Source organism: Streptococcus sp. 959 (assembly GCF_013277075.1).
Classification (GTDB): Bacteria; Bacillota; Bacilli; order Lactobacillales; family Streptococcaceae; genus Streptococcus; species Streptococcus pseudopneumoniae_C.
The window spans coordinates 1-18,433 of sequence record NZ_VMMF01000034.1 but is presented as its reverse complement, the minus strand read 5'-3'; the positions used below and the strand labels follow the sequence as shown (position 1 = coordinate 18,433).

Annotated in this window: 18 protein-coding genes; 15 read left to right on the top strand and 3 right to left on the bottom strand. The window is 42.4% G+C overall.

All coding sequences use genetic code 11. The annotated features are described in order from the left end of the window. The 12 genes from HT717_RS09320 to tig form a co-directional block, all read left to right on the top strand. On the top strand, positions 1 to 165 hold a 165-nt coding region (locus HT717_RS09320), incomplete at its 5' end, for a F0F1 ATP synthase subunit gamma (protein ID WP_173305113.1). Between the two features lie 293 nt (positions 166 to 458). Beyond that, positions 459 to 1,466, top strand: a complete 1,008-nt coding sequence (gene cbpJ, locus HT717_RS09315) for a choline-binding protein CbpJ (RefSeq protein ID WP_049540175.1) — start codon at positions 459 to 461, stop codon at positions 1,464 to 1,466. Between the two features lie 17 nt (positions 1,467 to 1,483). Next, entirely contained in the window at positions 1,484 to 2,503 is a 1,020-nt protein-coding gene (gene cbpC, locus HT717_RS09310) for a choline-binding protein CbpC (protein WP_049540176.1), read from the top strand. A gap of 122 nt (positions 2,504 to 2,625) precedes the next feature. Further along, positions 2,626 to 3,504 (top strand): mevalonate kinase, encoded by an 879-nt coding sequence (mvk, locus tag HT717_RS09305; RefSeq protein ID WP_049540178.1) that lies wholly within the window; start codon positions 2,626 to 2,628, stop codon positions 3,502 to 3,504. Continuing rightward, on the top strand, positions 3,486 to 4,439 hold the full coding sequence (gene mvaD / locus HT717_RS09300) for a diphosphomevalonate decarboxylase (RefSeq protein WP_173305110.1): 954 nt from the start codon (positions 3,486 to 3,488) through the stop codon (positions 4,437 to 4,439). The genes mvk and mvaD overlap by 19 nt, the downstream gene beginning before the upstream one ends. Then, a complete protein-coding gene (locus HT717_RS09295) occupies positions 4,426 to 5,433 on the top strand; it encodes a phosphomevalonate kinase (RefSeq protein WP_049540181.1) in 1,008 nt (335 codons plus the stop codon). The genes mvaD and HT717_RS09295 overlap by 14 nt, the downstream gene beginning before the upstream one ends. After that, positions 5,417 to 6,427 carry a type 2 isopentenyl-diphosphate Delta-isomerase gene (gene fni, locus HT717_RS09290; protein ID WP_049540183.1) on the top strand — a complete coding sequence of 337 codons (1,011 nt, stop codon included), beginning with the start codon at positions 5,417 to 5,419 and terminating at the stop codon, positions 6,425 to 6,427. Before HT717_RS09295 ends, fni begins: the two co-directional genes overlap by 17 nt. Positions 6,428 to 6,503: 76 nt before the next feature. Continuing rightward, positions 6,504 to 7,202 (top strand): cell wall-active antibiotics response protein LiaF, encoded by a 699-nt coding sequence (gene liaF, locus HT717_RS09285; protein ID WP_049540184.1) that lies wholly within the window; start codon positions 6,504 to 6,506, stop codon positions 7,200 to 7,202. Beyond that, a complete protein-coding gene (locus HT717_RS09280; RefSeq protein ID WP_173305108.1) occupies positions 7,199 to 8,194 on the top strand; it encodes a sensor histidine kinase in 996 nt (331 codons plus the stop codon). Before liaF ends, HT717_RS09280 begins: the two co-directional genes overlap by 4 nt. A 13-nt stretch (positions 8,195 to 8,207) precedes the next feature. Further along, positions 8,208 to 8,840, top strand: coding sequence for a response regulator transcription factor (locus tag HT717_RS09275; RefSeq protein ID WP_049540186.1), 633 nt, complete (start codon positions 8,208 to 8,210; stop codon positions 8,838 to 8,840). Continuing rightward, complete coding sequence (locus HT717_RS09270; protein ID WP_049540187.1) at positions 8,841 to 9,497, top strand: DNA alkylation repair protein; 657 nt, start codon at positions 8,841 to 8,843, stop codon at positions 9,495 to 9,497. Between the two features lie 92 nt (positions 9,498 to 9,589). Further along, entirely contained in the window at positions 9,590 to 10,873 is a 1,284-nt protein-coding gene (tig, locus tag HT717_RS09265) for a trigger factor (protein WP_020901038.1), read from the top strand. Between the two features lie 47 nt (positions 10,874 to 10,920). Here the strand turns inward: tig and HT717_RS09260 are convergent, their stop codons facing one another. The 3 genes from HT717_RS09260 to rnhC form a co-directional block, all read right to left on the bottom strand. Further along, entirely contained in the window at positions 10,921 to 13,287 is a 2,367-nt protein-coding gene (locus HT717_RS09260; RefSeq protein WP_049540188.1) for an ATP-dependent RecD-like DNA helicase, read from the bottom strand. Between the two features lie 118 nt (positions 13,288 to 13,405). After that, entirely contained in the window at positions 13,406 to 14,020 is a 615-nt protein-coding gene (gene lepB, locus HT717_RS09255; RefSeq protein WP_049540191.1) for a signal peptidase I, read from the bottom strand. Positions 14,021 to 14,023: 3 nt separating this feature from the next. Next, on the bottom strand, positions 14,024 to 14,905 hold the full coding sequence (gene rnhC, locus HT717_RS09250) for a ribonuclease HIII (RefSeq protein WP_049540193.1): 882 nt from the start codon (positions 14,903 to 14,905) through the stop codon (positions 14,024 to 14,026). 86 nt (positions 14,906 to 14,991) lie between these two features. Between rnhC and zapA the strand changes: the two genes are divergently transcribed. The 3 genes from zapA to HT717_RS09235 all read left to right on the top strand — a co-directional run bounded on the left by zapA (position 14,992) and on the right by HT717_RS09235 (position 18,393). Beyond that, entirely contained in the window at positions 14,992 to 15,294 is a 303-nt protein-coding gene (gene zapA / locus HT717_RS09245; RefSeq protein ID WP_000002019.1) for a cell division protein ZapA, read from the top strand. Beyond that, entirely contained in the window at positions 15,291 to 15,839 is a 549-nt protein-coding gene (locus HT717_RS09240; protein ID WP_049540195.1) for a CvpA family protein, read from the top strand. The genes zapA and HT717_RS09240 overlap by 4 nt, the downstream gene beginning before the upstream one ends. A gap of 217 nt (positions 15,840 to 16,056) precedes the next feature. Further along, complete coding sequence (locus HT717_RS09235; protein ID WP_049540196.1) at positions 16,057 to 18,393, top strand: endonuclease MutS2; 2,337 nt, start codon at positions 16,057 to 16,059, stop codon at positions 18,391 to 18,393. Positions 18,394 to 18,433 lie beyond the last annotated feature (40 nt).

The following is an 18,433-nucleotide window of genomic DNA, read 5'->3' as shown; positions in this document are numbered from 1 at the left end:
GCCAAGACAGCTGAAAATGCTGCTGGTATGACAGCTATGCAAACAGCGACAGATAATGCTAAGAAAGTCATTAATGATTTGACAATTCAGTATAACCGTGCCAGACAGGCGGCGATTACACAAGAAATTACAGAAATCGTAGCAGGAGCTAGTGCCTTAGAATAGGCTCTAGTCCAGCTCGTATGAAAATGAACTTATACTCAATGAAAATCAAAGAGCAAACTAGGAAGCTAGCCGCAGGCTGTACTTGAGTACGGTAAGGCGATTTCGAAGAGTATTATATATTAGATTGCAACTAGAGCAGGACACTATGACTCTTAAAATATTTCTATAAATTAATTTGTCTATTCTAATCGATTTGTTTACACCTTGTATCAATATACTATGCATTGTTTTAAGGCCGTCATATTGACATACAATTTAATTTTTACTATAATTCTTGTAGGAGGATATATCTAATGAAAACAATAAAAAAATTGATGCAAATCGCATTAGCAGTCTTTTTCTTTGGTTTGCTAGCAACAAGTGCAGTATTGGCGGATGATGCTGATTCAGAAGGTTGGCAATTTGTCCAAGAAAATGGTAGAACCTACTACAAGAAGGGTGACATCAAAGAAACGGACTGGCGAGTGATTGATGGCAAGACCTATTATTTTGATTATAATGGTGAAATGGTTGTTGGTTGGCAGTACATTCCAATGCCAGTTAAAGGATATACAATTGGTCCTTACCCTAATGGTATAAGATTAGAAGGTTCCCCAATGCCAGAATGGTACTACTTTGACAAAAATGGAGTGCTACAAGAGTTTGTTGGTTGGAAAGCATTAGAGGTTAAAACTAAAGACAGTGTTGGAAGAAAGTATGGGGAAAAACGTACAAACCCTGAAGATAAAGAAGAGAAGAGTTTTTACACGAACTATTACTTTAATCAAAATCATTCTTTAGAGACAGGTTGGCTTTATGACCAGTCTAATTGGTATTATCTAGCTAAAACGGAAATTAATGGAGAAAACTATATTGGTGGTGAAAGACGTGCAGGTTGGATAAATGATGGTTCAGCTTGGTACTATCTAGATTCAGAAACTGGTATCATGCAAACTGGTTGGAAGCAAATTGGCAATAAGTGGTACTACCTCCGTTCATCAGGAGCTATGACAACTGGCTGGTATCAGGAAGGCTCAATTTGGTACTATTTAGATGCTGAAAATGGCGATATGAAAACAGGCTGGCAATATCTTGGTAACAAGTGGTACTATCTCCGTTCATCAGGAGCCATGGCAACTGGTTGGGTGAAAGATGGTTCAACTTGGTACTACCTAAATGCAAGTAATGGAGATATGAAGACAGGTTGGACCAAAGTAAATGGAAACTGGTATTATCTCAATTCAAATGGAGCAATGGTTACAGGTAGCCAGACTATCGATGGTAAAGTTTATAATTTCGCCTCATCTGGTGAGTGGATTTAATATTGGAGGACATATAAATGAAACTTTTGAAAAAAATGATGCAAGTTGGACTGACGGTCTTTTTCTTCGGTTTGCTAGCTACAAATACGGTATTTGCGGATACCACAGGTGGCCAATTTGTTGATAAGGATAATAGAAAGTATTATATAAAAGATGATCATAAAGCAATCTATTGGCATAAAATAGACGGTAAAACTTACTATTTTGGTGATAGAGGAGAGATGGTTGTCGGTTGGCAATACGTAGAAATTCATGGAACAGGTTATCGTGATAATTTATTTAATAATCGTCCAGTCTTAGAAATTGGCCTTCAGGAGAAGTGGTACTATTTTGGACAAGATGGTGTTTTGCTAGAACAAACAGATAAACAAGTACTAGAGGCAAAAACGTCTGAAAATACAGGAAAAGTATACGGTGAACAATATGCTCCATCTGCTGAAAAGAGAACTTATTATTTTGATAATCATTATGCTGTAAAGACAGGTTGGACTTATGAAGACGGCAATTGGTATTATTTAAATAAGCTAGGAATTTCTGGAGATGATTCTTACAATCCACTACCAATTGGTGAAGTTGCTAAGGGTTGGACTCAAGATTTCCATGTTACTTTTGGCATTGATAGAAGCAAACCTGCTCCATGGTACTACCTAGATCCAGCAACTGGCATTATGCAAACAGGTTGGCAATATCTAGGTAATAAGTGGTACTACCTCCGTTCATCAGGTGCAATGGCAACTGGCTGGTATCAAGAAGACTCAACTTGGTACTATTTAGATGCTGAAAATGGTGATATGAAAACAGATTGGCAATACCTTGGTAACAAGTGGTACTACCTTCGTTCATCAGGAGCTATGACAACTGGTTGGTATCAAGATGGATCAACATGGTATTACTTAGATAATAAAAATGGTGATATGACGACAGGCTGGTTCCAGGTCAATGGCAAATGGTACTATGCTTACAGTTCAGGTGCTTTGGCAGTGAATACCACTGTAGATGGCTACTACGTCAACTATAATGGTGAATGGGTTAAATAATGAAAGAAGCGATTGTGAATGGAAACAATCGCTTTTTTTGTGAAAATATAATAAAATAGATAGGAAAGAATAAATACTTGTATGAAAAAATAAGACGGTTTTTCGTCTAGTAAAAGGAAAACATGACAAAAAAGGTTGGTGTCGGTCAGGCACACAGTAAGATAATTTTAATAGGGGAGCATGCAGTCGTTTACGGTTATCCTGCCATTTCCCTGCCCCTTTTGGAGGTGGAGGTGACTTGTAAGGTAGTTCCTGCAGCGAGTCCTTGGCGTCTTTATGAGGAGGATACCTTGTCCATGGCAGTTTATGCTTCGCTGGAGTATTTGGATATCAAAGAAGCCTGCATTCGCTGTGAGATTGACTCGGCTATCCCTGAAAAACGGGGAATGGGTTCGTCAGCTGCTATCAGCATAGCGGCTATTCGTGCGGTTTTTGACTACTATGAGGCAGAACTGCCTCATGATGTATTAGAAATCTTGGTCAATCGAGCTGAGATGATTGCCCATATGAATCCTAGTGGTTTGGATGCCAAGACCTGTCTTAGTGACCAGCCTATTCGCTTTATCAAGAACGTAGGATTTACAGAGCTTGAGATGGATCTATCCGCCTATTTAGTCATTGTTGATACGGGTGTTTATGGTCACACTCGTGAAGCCATCCAAGTGGTTCAAAGCAAGGGTAAGGATGCTCTGCCGTTTTTGCATGCCTTGGGAGAATTGACCCAGCAGGCAGAGGATGCGATTTCACGAAAAGATGCTGAAGAACTGGGACAAATCCTCAGTCAAGCGCATTTACATTTAAAAGAAATTGGGGTTAGTAGCCCTGAGGCAGACCATCTAGTTGAAACTGCTCTTAGTCATGGTGCTCTGGGTTCAAAGATGAGCGGTGGTGGGCTTGGAGGCTGTATCATAGCCTTGGCAGACAATTTGGCACACGCACAAGAACTATCAGAAAGATTAGAAGAGAAAGGAGCTGTTCAGACATGGATCGAGAGCCTGTAACAGTACGTTCTTACGCAAATATTGCTATTATCAAATATTGGGGAAAGAAAAAAGAAAAAGAGATGGTTCCTGCTACTAGCAGTATTTCTTTGACTTTGGAAAATATGTACACGGAGACGACTTTGTCACCTCTACCGACGGATGCGACAGCTGATGTCTTTTATATCAATGGTCAGCTACAAAATGAGGCGGAACATGCCAAGATGACTAAGATTATTGACCGCTACCGTCCAGATGATGAGGACTTTGTTCGTATTGATACTCAAAACAATATGCCTACCGCAGCGGGCTTGTCCTCAAGTTCTAGTGGTTTGTCCGCCTTGGTCAAGGCTTGTAATGCTTATTTCAAGCTTGGTTTGAATAGGAGCCAGTTGGCGCAGGAGGCTAAGTTTGCCTCAGGATCTTCCTCTCGGAGTTTTTATGGACCGCTAGGTGCATGGGATAAGGATAGTGGGGAGATTTACCCTGTAGAGACAGACTTGAAACTAGCTATGATTATGTTGGTATTAGAAGATAAGAAAAAACCAATTTCTAGCCGTGACGGTATGAAACTTTGTGTGGAAACTTCGACGACATTTGATGACTGGGTGCGCCAGTCTGAGAAAGATTATCAGGATATGCTGGTTTACCTTAAGGAAAATGACTTTTCCAAGGTTGGGGAGTTAACGGAGAAAAATGCCCTTGCTATGCACGCTACGACAAAAACAGCATCACCAGCCTTTTCTTATCTGACGGATGCATCTTATGAAGCCATGGATTTTGTTCGCCAGCTCCGTGAGCAAGGAGAGTCCTGCTACTTTACCATGGATGCTGGTCCCAATGTCAAAGTTCTTTGTCAAGAGAAAGACTTGGAGCATTTATCTGAAATTTTCAGTCAGCGTTATCGCTTGATTGTGTCAAAAACAAAGGATTTGAGTCAAGATGATTGCTGTTAAAACTTGCGGAAAACTCTATTGGGCAGGTGAATATGCTATTCTAGAACCAGGGCAGTTGGCCTTGATAAAGGCTATTCCTATCTATATGAAGGGCGAGATTGCCTTTTCTGACAGCTACCGTATCTACTCAGATATGTTTGATTTCTCAGTAGACTTGACGCCAAATCCTAATTATAGCTTGATTCAAGAAACGATTGCTTTAGTGGAAGATTTCCTGACTTATCGAGGTCAGGATTTAAGACCTTTTTCTCTAGAGATTCGAGGAAAAATGGAACGGGAAGGGAAAAAGTTTGGTCTGGGTTCTAGTGGCAGCATCGTTGTCTTGGTGATTAAGGCCCTACTGGCTTTATATGATATTTTGGTTGATCAGGAGCTCTTGTTCAAGTTAGCTAGTGCTGTCTTGCTCAAGCGAGGCGACAATGGTTCTATGGGGGATCTTGCCTGTATTGTGGCAGAGGATTTAGTTCTCTACCAGTCGTTTGATCGCCAGAAGGTGGCTGCTTGGTTGGAAGAAGAAAACTTGGTGACAGTTTTAGAGCGTGATTGGGGCTTTTCCATCTTACAAGTGAAACCTGCCCTAGAATGTGATTTTCTAGTGGGATGGACTAAGGAAGTAGCTGTATCTAGTAACATGGTCAAGCAAATCAAGCAAAACATTAATCAGAATTTTTTAACTTCCTCAAAAGAAATGGTAGCTACTTTGGTAGAAGCCTTGGAGCGAGGAAAAGCCGAAAAAGTTATCGAGCAAGTAGAAGTAGCCAGCAAGCTCTTAGAAGGTTTGAGCGCAGATATTTACACGCCATCGCTGAGACAGTTGAAAGAAGCCAGTCAAGATTTGCAGGCTGTTGCCAAGAGTAGCGGTGCTGGTGGTGGTGACTGTGGGATTGCCTTGAGTTTTGATATGCGATCAACTGAAACCTTAAAAAATCGTTGGGCCGATCTAGGGATTGAGCTCTTATACCAAGAAAGGATAGGACATGACGACAAATCGTAAGGACGAGCACATCCGCTATGCTCTTGAGCAGAAAAGTTCCTATAATAGCTTTGATGAGGTGGAGTTGATTCATTCTTCCTTACCTCTTTATGATTTAGATGAGATTGATCTGTCGACTGAATTTGCTGGTCGAAAGTGGGACTTTCCCTTTTATATCAATGCCATGACAGGTGGAAGTGATAAAGGACGAGAAATCAATCGAAAGCTGGCTCAGGTGGCGGAAGCCTGTGGGATTTTGTTTGTGACGGGTTCTTATAGTGCAGCTCTCAAAGATTCAACAGATGATTCTTTTTCTGTCAGATCTAGTCATCCAAATCTCCTCCTTGGAACCAATATTGGATTGGACAAGCCTGTTGAGTTGGGACTTCGGACTGTAGAAGAAATGGATCCTCTTCTCCTGCAAGTGCATGTCAATGTTATGCAGGAATTACTCATGCCCGAGGGAGAAAGGAAGTTCAGAAGCTGGCAATCGCATCTGGCAGACTATAGCAAGCAAATCCCTGTTCCTATCATTTTAAAGGAAGTAGGCTTTGGGATGGATGTAAAGACCATTGAAAGAGCCTATGAACTAGGGGTTCGAACTGTCGACCTATCAGGTCGTGGTGGAACTAGCTTTGCTTATATCGAAAACCGTCGCAGTGGTCAACGTGACTACCTCAATCAATGGGGCCAGTCCACTATGCAAGCCCTTCTCAATGCCCAAGACTGGAAAGATAAGATTCAACTCTTGGTCAGTGGTGGCGTTCGCAATCCGCTGGATATGATTAAGTGTCTGGTCTTTGGTGCCAAGGCTGTGGGACTGTCTCGAACAGTTCTGGAATTGGTTGAAACCTATTCAGTCGAAGAGGTGATTGGCATTGTCCAAGGCTGGAAAGCAGATTTGCGTTTGATTATGTGTGCTCTTAACTGTGCCACCATAGCAGATTTGCAAAAAGTAGACTATCTTCTTTATGGAAAATTAAAAGAAGCAAATGATCAGATGAAAAAGGCGTAACTACCGCCTTTTTTCCATCTTCAGACCGAGGTGACTTTTTTGAATTGTGATAAAATAGAAGGGAGAGGATACATGTATGAGAAAATTTAAAATCTTTTTATTTATCGAAGCCTGTCTTTTGACAGGAGCTCTGATTTTGATGGTGTCAGAGCATTTTTCACGTTTTCTGCTGATTCTATTCCTCTTTTTACTTTTGATTCGCTATTACACTGGTAAAGAGGGAAATAACCTTCTGTTAGTGGTGGCAACCATTCTCTTCTTTTTCATCGTCATGCTCAATCCCTTTGTGATTCTAGCGATTTTTGTTGCGGTTATATACAGTCTCTTTCTTCTTTATCCGATGATGAATCAGGAAAAAGAGCAGACAAATTTGGTGTTTGAAGAGGTGGTGACGGTTAAGAAGGAGAAAAATCGTTGGTTTGGGAATCTCCATCATTTTTCAAGCTACCAGACTTGCCAGTTTGATGATATCAATCTCTTTCGTCTCATGGGCAAGGATACCATTCATCTGGAGAGGGTCATCCTAACCAATCATGATAATGTTATTATCCTCAGAAAGATGGTAGGAACAACCAAAATCATTGTACCTGTAGATGTTGAAGTCAGTCTCAGTGTTAATTGTCTTTATGGGGATTTGAGTTTTTTCAATCATCCCAAACGAGCCCTCCGCAATGAACACTATCATCAGGAAACAAGAGACTATCTCAAGAGTAACAAGAGCATCAAGATTCTCTTGACCACTATGATTGGGGATGTGGAGGTGGTCAGAGGATGAAAAAACAAGCTTATATAATCATTGCTCTTACCTCCGTCCTCTTTGTCTTATTTCTCTCCCACAGCTTGCTGGAAATCCTTGATTTTGACTGGTCTCTTTTTCTGCATGATGTCGAAAAAACAGAAAAATTTGTCTTTTTGTTGTTGGTTTTCAGTATGTCCATGACCTGTCTCTTAGCCCTGTTTTGGCGAGGTGTGGAAGAGCTTTCTCTAAGAAAAATGCATACTAATCTCAAACGTTTGTTGGCAGGGCAAGAAGTGGTTCAGGTTGCAGATCCAGATTTGGATGCCAGTTTCAAGTCCTTGTCAGGTAAACTTAACCTCTTGACAGAAGCTCTTCAAAAAGCAGAAAATCAGAGTCTTGCTCAGGAAGAGGAAATCATCGAGAAAGAACGAAAGCGGATTGCTCGGGATTTGCATGATACGGTTAGTCAGGAGTTGTTTGCGGCCCATATGATTTTATCAGGTGTCAGCCAGCAGGCTTTGAAACTGGATAGAGAAAAGATGCAGACCCAGTTGCAGAGTGTCACAGCTATTTTAGAAACTGCCCAGAAGGATTTACGGGTCTTGCTCTTGCATTTGAGACCAGTTGAACTGGAGCAGAAGAGTCTGGTTGAGGGAATTCAAATCCTCTTAAAAGAGCTTGAGGACAAGAGTGATCTAAAGGTTGCTTTCAAGCAAAATGTGACGAAATTGCCCAAGAAGATTGAGGAGCATATTTTCCGAATCTTGCAGGAGTTGATTAGCAATACCCTTCGCCATGCCCAGGCCTCTTGTCTGGATGTCTATCTCTATCAGACGAATGTTGAATTGCAACTGAAGGTGGTGGACAATGGGATTGGTTTCCAGTTGGGGAGTTTAGATGACTTGAGTTATGGACTCCGTAATATCAAGGAGCGGGTCGAAGATATGGCAGGGACGGTTCAGCTTTTGACAGCTCCCAAGCAAGGGCTGGCAGTTGATATCCGTATTCCCTTGCTCGATAAGGAATGATAAAGGAGTAAAGATGAGAATTTTACTAGTAGATGACCATGAAATGGTCCGCTTGGGCTTGAAAAGCTACTTTGACCTCCAAGACGATGTAGAAGTTGTGGGCGAGGCTGCAAATGGGTCTCAAGGTATTGACTTGGCCTTGGAACTGCGTCCAGATGTCATTGTCATGGATATTGTCATGCCTGAGATGAATGGGATTGACGCGACCTTAGCTATCCTTAAAGAATGGCCTGAAGCCAAGATATTAATTGTCACATCTTACTTGGACAATGAAAAAATCATGCCTGTCTTAAACGCAGGTGCTAGGGGCTATATGCTCAAGACTTCTAGTGCAGACGAACTGCTCCATGCTGTCCGTAAGGTGGCTGCTGGGGAGTTAGCCATTGAGCAAGAGGTCAGTAAGAAGGTCGAATACCACCGCAATCATATGGAACTTCATGAAGAATTGACTGCGCGTGAGCGAGATGTTCTCCAACTGATCGCTAAGGGTTACGAAAATCAGCGCATCGCAGATGAACTCTTTATCTCTCTCAAGACGGTCAAGACCCACGTGTCCAACATTCTTGCCAAGCTTGAGGTTAGCGATCGCACTCAGGCAGCAGTCTATGCCTTTCAGCATCACTTGGTAGGGCATGAGGAGTTTTAGATGAGTCTAACAGATTTACTTGAGGAGCTAGAAGCAGCAAAAGATCCTAAAAAAGCAGGGCCCATGGCGGCCTATATGCGCCATCAATTTTCCTTTCTAGGCGTTGCGGCGCCAGAAAGAAATAAACTCTATAAAAAATACTTTCCAGAAGCGAAAAAAACAAAGATTATCGATTGGGATTTTGTAGATACTTGCTGGGAAAAAGAGTCTAGAGAATACCAGTATGTGACTGCCAATTATTTGAAAGCCATGCAGTCTTATCTAAAGGACAGCGATTTGCCTAAGCTAGAGCAGTTGGTTGTTACCAAGTCTTGGTGGGATACGGTGGATATCCTAGATCGCATAGTAGGGAGTTTGGTATACGATAAACAGGAAATGGAAAAACTAATCCTCCAATGGAGCCTATCAGACAATATCTGGCTGAGACGAGTTGCTATTGACCACCAGTTGTTAAGAAAAGCGAAGACCAATGTCCAACTGATGGAAAAGATCCTGCAAAATAATCTGAATCAAACAGAATTCTTTATCAATAAAGCCATTGGCTGGGCTCTAAGAGACTACTCCAAAACGAATCCAGCTTGGGTAGCAGGCTTCATTGAGAAAAACAAGGAAAGAATGGCTGAACTTAGTATCAAAGAAGCGAGTAAGTACCTCTAGCGTGATTGAAAAGCGCATTCATTACTTGAAAAAAGTCGCCTGTTTATGCTATAATGGATTGTATTTAAAAAATTTTAAGGAGAAATGACAGAATGTCTGTATCATTTGAAAACAAAGAAACAAACCGTGGTGTCTTGACTTTCACTATCTCTCAAGACCAAATCAAACCAGAATTGGACCGTGTCTTCAACTCAGTGAAGAAATCTCTTAATGTTCCAGGTTTTCGTAAAGGTCACCTTCCACGCCCTATCTTCGACAAAAAATTTGGTGAAGAGTCACTTTACCAAGACGTTATGAACGCTCTTTTGCCAAATGCTTATGAAGCAGCTGTAAAAGAAGCTGGCCTTGAAGTGGTTGCTCAACCAAAAATTGACGTAACTTCAATGGAAAAAGGTCAAGACTGGGTTATCACTGCTGAAGTCGTTACAAAACCTGAAGTAAAATTGGGTGACTACAAAAACCTTGAAGTATCAGTTGATGTAGAAAAAGAAGTAACTGACGCTGACGTTGAAGAGCGTATCGAACGCGAACGCAACAACTTGGCTGAATTGGTTATCAAGGAAGCTGCTGCTGAAAACGGCGATACTGTTGTGATTGACTTCGTTGGTTCTATTGATGGTGTTGAATTTGACGGCGGAAAAGGTGAAAACTTCTCACTTGGACTTGGTTCAGGTCAATTCATCCCTGGTTTCGAAGACCAATTGGTAGGTCACTCAGCTGGTGAAACTGTTGATGTTATCGTAACATTCCCAGAAGACTACCAAGCAGAAGACCTTGCAGGTAAAGAAGCTAAATTCGTGACAACTATCCACGAAGTAAAAGCTAAAGAAGTTCCAGCTCTTGACGATGAACTTGCAAAAGACATCGACGAAGAAGTTGAAACACTTGCTGAATTGAAAGAAAAATACCGCAACGAATTGGCTGCTGCTAAAGAAGAAGCTTACAAAGATGCCGTTGAAGGTGCAGCAATCGATAAAGCTGTAGAAAACGCTGAAATCGTAGAACTTCCAGAAGAAATGATTCACGAAGAAGTTCACCGTTCAGTAAACGAATTCCTTGGAAACTTGCAACGTCAAGGTATCAACCCTGACATGTACTTCCAAATCACTGGAACTACTCAAGAAGATCTTCACAAACAATACGAGGGAGAAGCTGAGTCACGTACTAAGACTAACCTTGTTATCGAAGCAGTTGCTAAAGCTGAAGGATTTGACGCTTCAGAAGAAGAAATCCAAAAAGAAATTGAGCAATTGGCAACAGACTACAACATGGAAGTTGCACAAGTACAAAGCTTACTTTCAGCTGATATGTTGAAACACGACATCACAATCAAAAAAGCTGTTGAGTTGATTACAAGCACAGCAACAGTTAAATAATTTTAATAAGATAAAATCCCACCTGATTAGGTGGGTTTTCTTATGCACTAATTTCCAAAAATCTCTTTGAGGTCTGCGTCTGTAATCCCAATCATAGCCGGGATGCTATCCCAGTTTTCTTCGGTTAGGATGTAGGATTGTTCAGAGTCACTTGATGTGGCAGTTTCAGAGACAGCTGGTTGCTTTTCTTCAACATTTTCAATTAAATCACTGAATCGTTCAATCAGATAGGTTTTTCGGGCTGTTCCGATATGTTGGGTAGCATAGTCGAAGGCCTGTAATTCGCCTAGTAAGATAAGCTTGCTTTTGGCGCGTGTAATGGCTGTGTAGATGAGATTGCGCTCCAGCATACGTCGGCTAGCACTGGTAATCGGTAGGATGACAACTGGGAACTCACTTCCCTGAGACTTATGGATACTCATGGCATAGGCCAAGCGAATCTTGTACCATTCGTTACGTGGGTAAGAGACTTCATTGCCATCAAAATCAATGACAATCTCGTCTTGTTTCGATTCGGTGTATTTACCAGGAATCAGGTCTGTGATAGCTCCCAAATCCCCATTAAAGACATTGATTTCAGCATCGTTGACCAAGTGAATGACCTTGTCGCCCTTGCGATAGTGGCACTGGGGAGCTTCAAAACCAAGTTGGTCTTTTTGTGGTGGGTTAAGGAGGTCTTGCATGAGCTGGTTGATGGCATCAATCCCTGCTGTCCCTCTGTACATGGGAGCCAGAACTTGGATATCACGGGCGGGGATGCCACTTCTGAGGGCAGCACCTAAGATTTTCTCAATGGTGGCAGGAATATGGCCACTAGCAATTTCAAAGTAGGAACGGTCTGCTTTTTTCTGGGTGAAATCAGCTGGCAAGATGCCTTGTCGAATCTGACTAGCTAGGGTAACGATAGTTGATTCTTCGCTTTGCCGGTAGATTTTTTCCAAGCGGGTCTGAGGAATCAAGGGAATATGGAGCAGATCCGCTAGAACTTGTCCGGGACTAACAGACGGTAGCTGGTCGCTGTCTCCCACGATGAGGATTTTACTGTTAGAAGAGATGTTGGAGAAGAGTTGGTTGGCCAGCCAAGTATCCACCATGGAGAATTCATCCACGATGATAAAGTCAGCATCCAGATAATCTTCCAGATGGCTGGTATCATCGTCTCCCGTCATTCCCAAATGGCGGTGTATGGTAGCGCTAGGCAAGCCTGTTAATTCATTCATACGGCGGGCTGCTCGACCAGTTGGAGCCGCAAGAAGAATGGGCAGGTTGCTTTTTTTTCTGAGGTCAAGTCCTTCTAAAAGTGCATATACAGCGATGATTCCATTGATAACAGTTGTCTTACCAGTACCAGGTCCACCTGTCAGGATAAAGACCTTGTTCTGGATAGCGTCGCAGATAGCCTGTTTTTGAATGCTATCATACTCAATTCCCAGTTCTTGCTCGACAGTAGTGATATGTTTTTGAATGGTTTCTAGTTCCTGGCTCTTCTGCTTTCCTTTTTCAAGGATACGAACCAAGTGACTGCGGATACCTTCCTCCGCGAAAAAGAGACTATTGTCAAAGATTTTGGTGTCAATCTGCTGAACCTTGTCTTCTTCGATCAGGTAGGAGAGTTCTTGAGCTACTTGGCTGGGGTCCAGTTCTACGGGACGGGAAGACTCAAGGAGAGTGAGAGTTTGTTCTAGCAAATCTCGTGCTTCAACATAGGTATCCCCTGTTTCCATACAGGCTTGAAAAAGACTGTGAACTAGACCAGCACGGAAGCGTTCAGGAGCCTGACTTTCGATGCCAAGTTCCTCCGCTAGTTGGTCAGCAATGGTAAATCCCAATCCTTTGATATCCTCAACCAGCTGGTAGGGATAATTTTCAACCACTTCAAGGGTTTCTTCCTTGTAAAAGTCTTGAATCTGAAAGGCCAGTTTATTGGGAATGCCGTAGTTGGCTAGTTTGGCTAAAACCATCTCCGTTCCGTAGTTGAGACGAAGAGTGGAGACGAAAGCCTCGCGATTTTTGACAGAGAGTCCTGAGATGCCTTCTAGCTTTTCTGGGTGTTGCAAAATTTCGTCAATGGTATTTTCGCCATAGGTGTCCACTATTTTCTGAGCTGTCTTGAGACCAATTCCCTTGAAATGGCTACTTGAAAAGTACTTAACCAATCCCTTGCTAGTTGGTTTTGCGCGTTCATAACGACTGATTTGTAGTTGCTCCCCATACTTGGAGTGCTGGACAATTTGTCCCCAAAATGTATAGTCTTCTCCCTCAATCACATCAGCCATGGTACCTGTGACAATGATTTCAAAATCATCAAAATCCTCTGCGTCCGTATCTTCGATTTCTAGGAGGAGGATGCGATAAAAATTGCTGGGATTTTCAAAAATAATCCGTTCAATGGTTCCTGAAAAATAAACTTCCATAAAATTCCTTTGCATGAATAGGTGAGAGTTGGGGTTGTTTTTACTATAGTCAATAAACGATCCCTTCTCACGATAGAAGAAGAGGCTGAGATTGTTGATTCTCGGCCTCTTCGATTTCTTAAAATGTTCCGATACGGGTGATTGGCCAGAAGCGGAATTTAGCTTCCCCTGTGATATCTTTTGCTTTAAAGGTACCTACGTGGCGACTATCGCTCGAAACCAAGCGGTCATCTCCGAGGAGAAGGTATTCTCCTTCTGGAACAGTAAAGCTGAAGTTGGTATTGTAGTTGACATCAACTGTGAAGGCTTGAGCTTTTTGAGCGATACTTCTAAAGAAAGTTCCTTTATTTCCTTCAAATCCCTTGCCTGAGTAGGTGTTTTGGAGTTTATCATCCTTGAAACGTTTGATGTAGTCTGCTAGGTAAGGCTCGTCCGTCTCTTTATCATTGATATAAAGTTTATCGTTTTCGTAACGGATGGTGTCGCCAGGCATTCCAATCACGCGCTTGACGATGTCCTTATTGCCATCTTCCTCATGAGCCACCACGATATCAAAACGGTCAATAGGGAGGTGTTTGACAACAAAGAGGATTTCGCCATCCGCTAGGGTAGGATCCATGGAATGGCCTTCTACACGGACATTACTCCAAAAAAAGATACGGCTTAAAGCTAATAATGACAGAATCAGGAGGAACAATCCCCACTCTTTTAAGAAATTTTTAAATGAATTCATAACTTACCTTTCTAAGCGTTTTTTCGCTTTTTCAGTATTTTTAAAGTGCAGTTTGGCGCAGAAGTTGAGTCCCTGCATACCATAGGCTTGCAAAATCTGGCTAGCCACCTTATCAGAAGCTGTTCCAGCTCCACTTGGAAGCTGATAGCCCAGTTCTCGTCCCAGATTTTCAAGATTTTCCAGAAAGAGATCACGCGCAATGATAGAAGAAACTGCGACAGCCAAGTATTTGCCCTCAGCCTTTTCTTCTAAGCTGATAGGATTGCTGAAACGATTGGCCTCTTGTGCCAAGTACTTGTCATAATTTTTAGCACTGGTAAAGGCATCAATTACAATTTTCTCAGGCTGAACACCTTTTTGAAGGAGGAGATAGATAGCCTGATTATGGAGGGCAACCTTAACCGAAACAGCATTGTAGCGGTCTCCAATGACTTCGTTGTACTTGCTTGGTGAGAGAAGCAGTGCCTGGTGCTGGATTTTTTCTTTTAGGATAGGGGCAATCTGACGAATCTTTTGGTCGGTCAGAGTTTTAGAATCTCCCACACCGAGTTTTCGTAAGAAGTTATGTTGGTCAGGTGTGACAAAGGAAGCCACAACTGCAAGCCCACCAAAGTAGGAACCATTTCCCACCTCATCTGTCCCAATCAAAGGGAGATTTTGTCCGCTGGTTTGCTCTAGAACTTGATAGCCAAAGAAACTGGCGTATTTCTCAGCCCCTTCACCCTGAAGTAAGACCTTTCCAGAAGTATAGATAGAAACCGTTGCCTGAGGCAGTCTCAAAAAATAGCGGATATAGGGATTCTTACTAGGAGCCAGACTGGTTTGATAGTGTTCAAGGAAAGCCTGGATCTCCTTTTCGCTTGGTGTGAGTGTTATACTTGCCATAGTTTCTATTGTACCATAAAAGCAGGCAAATTTGTAAAAACTGACAAAGTTAGCGAATTTTGGTATAATATCGTGAGGTGAATTTTATGGCAAATCTAAATCGATTCAAATTTACATTCGGGAAAAAATCATTAACCTTGACAAGCGAACATGATAACCTTTTTATGGAGGAAATCGCTAAGGTTGCGACAGAAAAATACCAAGCAATTAAAGAACAAATGCCTAGTGCAGATGATGAAACGATCGCTCTTTTGTTGGCAGTCAACTGTTTGTCAACTCAACTCAGCCGTGAGATTGAATTTGACGATAAGGAGCAAGAACTCGAAGAACTCCGTCACAAACTCGTGACTTGCAAGCAAGAACAGAGCAAGATTGAGGATTCCTTATGATTTCACTCCTTCTTCTATTGGTTTTGGCTTGGGGATTTTATATCGGCTATCGGAGAGGCCTGCTCTTACAGGTTTATTACCTGATTTCAGCCATGGCATCGGCTTTTATGGCTGGTCAGTTTTACAAGGGGCTGGGAGAGCAATTCCATTTATTGCTTCCTTATGCAAATCCGCAGGAAGGTCAGGGAACCTTCTTCTTCCCATCGGATCAACTTTTCCAGTTGGATAAGGTCTTTTATGCTGGTATCGGCTACTTGCTTGTATTTGGGATTGTCTATAGCATCGGTCGTTTACTTGGTCTCTTGTTACACTTACTTCCTAGTAAAAAACTGGGTGGCAAGTTGTTCCAAGTTTCAGCAGGTATCTTGTCCATGTTGGTGACCTTATTTGTCTTGCAAATGGCCTTGACCATCTTGGCGACCATTCCCATGGCAGCTATACAAAATCCTCTTGAAAAGAGTATCGTCGCAAAACACATCATCCAGAGCATACCAGTAACAACTAGTTGGTTTAAACAAATCTGGGTGACAAATTTAATCGGATAAAAAGGGCAGGAGTTTTCCTAGCCCTTTGTTTACAGATTGACTAGAATCTATCAGAATGTAAAAAGCTAATACTCTTCGAAAATCTCTTCAAACCACGCCAGATTCTATCTGCAACCTCAAAACACTGTTTTGAGCGACCTGCGGCTAGCTTCCTAGTTTGCTCTTTGATTTTCATTGAGTATAATACACCTAGACATTCAAAGACAAGGAAATAACGATGAACAAGAAAATATTAGAAACATTAGAGTTCAATAAGGTCAAGGCCTTGTTTGAACCTCATTTGTTGACAGAGCAGGGCTTGGAGCAATTGAGACAGCTGGCTCCGACTGCCAAAGCAGATAAAATCAAACAGGCTTTTGCTGAGATGAAGGAAATGCAGGTTCTCTTTGTCGAGCAACCTCATTTTACCATTCTCGCAACTAAGGAAATTGCAGGAGTCTGCAAGCGTTTGGAGATGGGTGCAGACCTCAATATTGAGGAGTTCCTACTCTTGAAGCGCGTGCTTCTTTCTAGCCGAGAGCTGCAAAGTTTTTATGCCAATCTGGAAAATGTCAGCTTGGAAGAATTAGCCCTTTGGTTTGAGAAATTACATGATTTTCCGCAATTACAAGGAAATCTTCAGGCCTTTAATGATGCAGGTTTCATTGAAAATTTCGCCAGTGAAGAATTGGCGCGAATCCGTCGAAAAATCCATGACAGCGAGAGTCAGGTACGAGATGTTTTACAGAACTTGCTCAAGCAAAAAGCGCAGATGTTGACAGAAGGGATTGTTGCTAGCAGAAATGGCCGTCAGGTTTTACCTGTCAAAAACACCTATCGTAACAAGATTGCAGGTGTCGTGCATGATATTTCTGCTAGTGGAAATACCATCTATATCGAACCCCGTGAGGTGGTCAAACTGAGCGAAGAAATTGCTAGTCTGCGAGCAGATGAGCGCTATGAAATGCTTCGCATTCTCCAAGAAATTTCTGAGCGTGTTCGCCCTCATGCGGCTGAAATCGCCAATGATGCTTGGATTATCGGTCATCTGGACTTGATTCGTGCCAAGGTTCGTTTTATTCAAGAAAGGCAAGCAGTCGTTCCTCAGCTGTCAGAAAATCAGGAAATCCAACTGCTCCATGTCTGCCATCCTTTGATCAAAAATGCCGTCGCAAATGATGTCCATTTTGGCCAAGATTTAACAGCAATTGTCATCACAGGTCCCAATACAGGTGGTAAGACCATCATGCTCAAAACTCTGGGCTTGACACAGGTTATGGCCCAGTCAGGTTTGCCGATTTTAGCAGACAAGGGAAGTCGTGTTGGTATTTTTGAAGAAATCTTTGCTGATATTGGCGATGAGCAGTCTATTGAGCAGAGCTTGTCTACCTTCTCTAGCCACATGACCAATATTGTGGATATTCTTGGCAAGGTCAACCAACATTCACTCTTACTCTTGGATGAGTTGGGGGCAGGTACAGATCCCCAAGAGGGAGCCGCCCTTGCCATGGCTATTCTGGAAGACCTTCGCCTGCGTCAAGTCAAGACCATGGCGACTACCCACTATCCCGAACTCAAGGCCTATGGTATCGAGACAGCCTTTGTGCAAAATGCCAGCATGGAGTTTGATACTGCGACTCTTCGCCCGACCTATCGCTTTATGCAGGGCGTTCCTGGCCGAAGCAATGCCTTTGAAATTGCCAAACGGCTAGGTCTATCTGAAGTTATCGTAGGGGATGCCAGCCAGCAGGTTGATCAGGATAATGATGTCAATCGGATTATTGAGCAATTGGAAGAGCAGACGCTGGAAAGTCGCAAACGCTTGGACAATATCCGTGAGGTGGAACAAGAAAATCTCAAGATGAACCGTGCGCTTAAAAAACTTTACAACGAGATCAATCGTGAAAAGGAAACCGAGCTTAATAAGGCGCGTGAACAGGCTGCTGAGATTGTGGACATGGCCCTAAGTGAGAGTGACCAGATTCTTAAAAATCTTCACAGTAAATCGCAACTCAAACCTCATGAAATCATTGAAGCCAAGGCCAAGCTGAAAAAATTGGCTCCTGAAAAAGTAGATTTGTCTAAAAATAAGGTTCTTCAAAAGGCCAAGAAAAAACGTGCTCCAAATGTGGGAGATGATATCGTGGTTCTCAGTTATGGACAGCGTGGTACCTTGACCAGTCAACTCAAAGATGGCCGCTGGGAAGCCCAAGTTGGCTTGATTAAGATGACCTTGGAAGAGAAAGAGTTTGATCTCGTTCAAGCCCAGCAAGAAAAGCAAATTAAGAAGAAACAAGTCAATGTCGTGAAACGAACTTCTGGACGAGGACCTCAAGCTAGACTGGATCTTCGAGGCAAACGTTACGAAGAAGCCATGAATGAGTTAGATGCCTTTATCGACCAAGCCCTGCTTAACAATATGGCGCAAGTTGATATCATCCATGGTATCGGAACAGGAGTCATCCGTGAAGGTGTCACCAAATACCTACAAAGAAACAAACATGTCAAGAGTTTTGGCTATGCCCCACAAAATGCTGGAGGCAGTGGTGCGACTATTGTCACTTTTAAAGGATAAAAAAAGCCTGAGGAAATATGTGAACTGCACCCCAAAAGTT

Coding starts and splice junctions, on each gene's coding strand:
- cbpJ (WP_049540175.1), top strand. CDS start 459: ATGAAAACAATAAAAAAATTGATGCAAATCGCATTAGCAGTCTTTTTC.
- cbpC (WP_049540176.1), top strand. CDS start 1,484: ATGAAACTTTTGAAAAAAATGATGCAAGTTGGACTGACGGTCTTTTTC.
- mvk (WP_049540178.1), top strand. CDS start 2,626: ATGACAAAAAAGGTTGGTGTCGGTCAGGCACACAGTAAGATAATTTTA.
- mvaD (WP_173305110.1), top strand. CDS start 3,486: ATGGATCGAGAGCCTGTAACAGTACGTTCTTACGCAAATATTGCTATT.
- HT717_RS09295 (WP_049540181.1), top strand. CDS start 4,426: ATGATTGCTGTTAAAACTTGCGGAAAACTCTATTGGGCAGGTGAATAT.
- fni (WP_049540183.1), top strand. CDS start 5,417: ATGACGACAAATCGTAAGGACGAGCACATCCGCTATGCTCTTGAGCAG.
- liaF (WP_049540184.1), top strand. CDS start 6,504: ATGAGAAAATTTAAAATCTTTTTATTTATCGAAGCCTGTCTTTTGACA.
- HT717_RS09280 (WP_173305108.1), top strand. CDS start 7,199: ATGAAAAAACAAGCTTATATAATCATTGCTCTTACCTCCGTCCTCTTT.
- HT717_RS09275 (WP_049540186.1), top strand. CDS start 8,208: ATGAGAATTTTACTAGTAGATGACCATGAAATGGTCCGCTTGGGCTTG.
- HT717_RS09270 (WP_049540187.1), top strand. CDS start 8,841: ATGAGTCTAACAGATTTACTTGAGGAGCTAGAAGCAGCAAAAGATCCT.
- tig (WP_020901038.1), top strand. CDS start 9,590: ATGTCTGTATCATTTGAAAACAAAGAAACAAACCGTGGTGTCTTGACT.
- HT717_RS09260 (WP_049540188.1), bottom strand. CDS start 13,287: ATGGAAGTTTATTTTTCAGGAACCATTGAACGGATTATTTTTGAAAAT.
- lepB (WP_049540191.1), bottom strand. CDS start 14,020: ATGAATTCATTTAAAAATTTCTTAAAAGAGTGGGGATTGTTCCTCCTG.
- rnhC (WP_049540193.1), bottom strand. CDS start 14,905: ATGGCAAGTATAACACTCACACCAAGCGAAAAGGAGATCCAGGCTTTC.
- zapA (WP_000002019.1), top strand. CDS start 14,992: ATGGCAAATCTAAATCGATTCAAATTTACATTCGGGAAAAAATCATTA.
- HT717_RS09240 (WP_049540195.1), top strand. CDS start 15,291: ATGATTTCACTCCTTCTTCTATTGGTTTTGGCTTGGGGATTTTATATC.
- HT717_RS09235 (WP_049540196.1), top strand. CDS start 16,057: ATGAACAAGAAAATATTAGAAACATTAGAGTTCAATAAGGTCAAGGCC.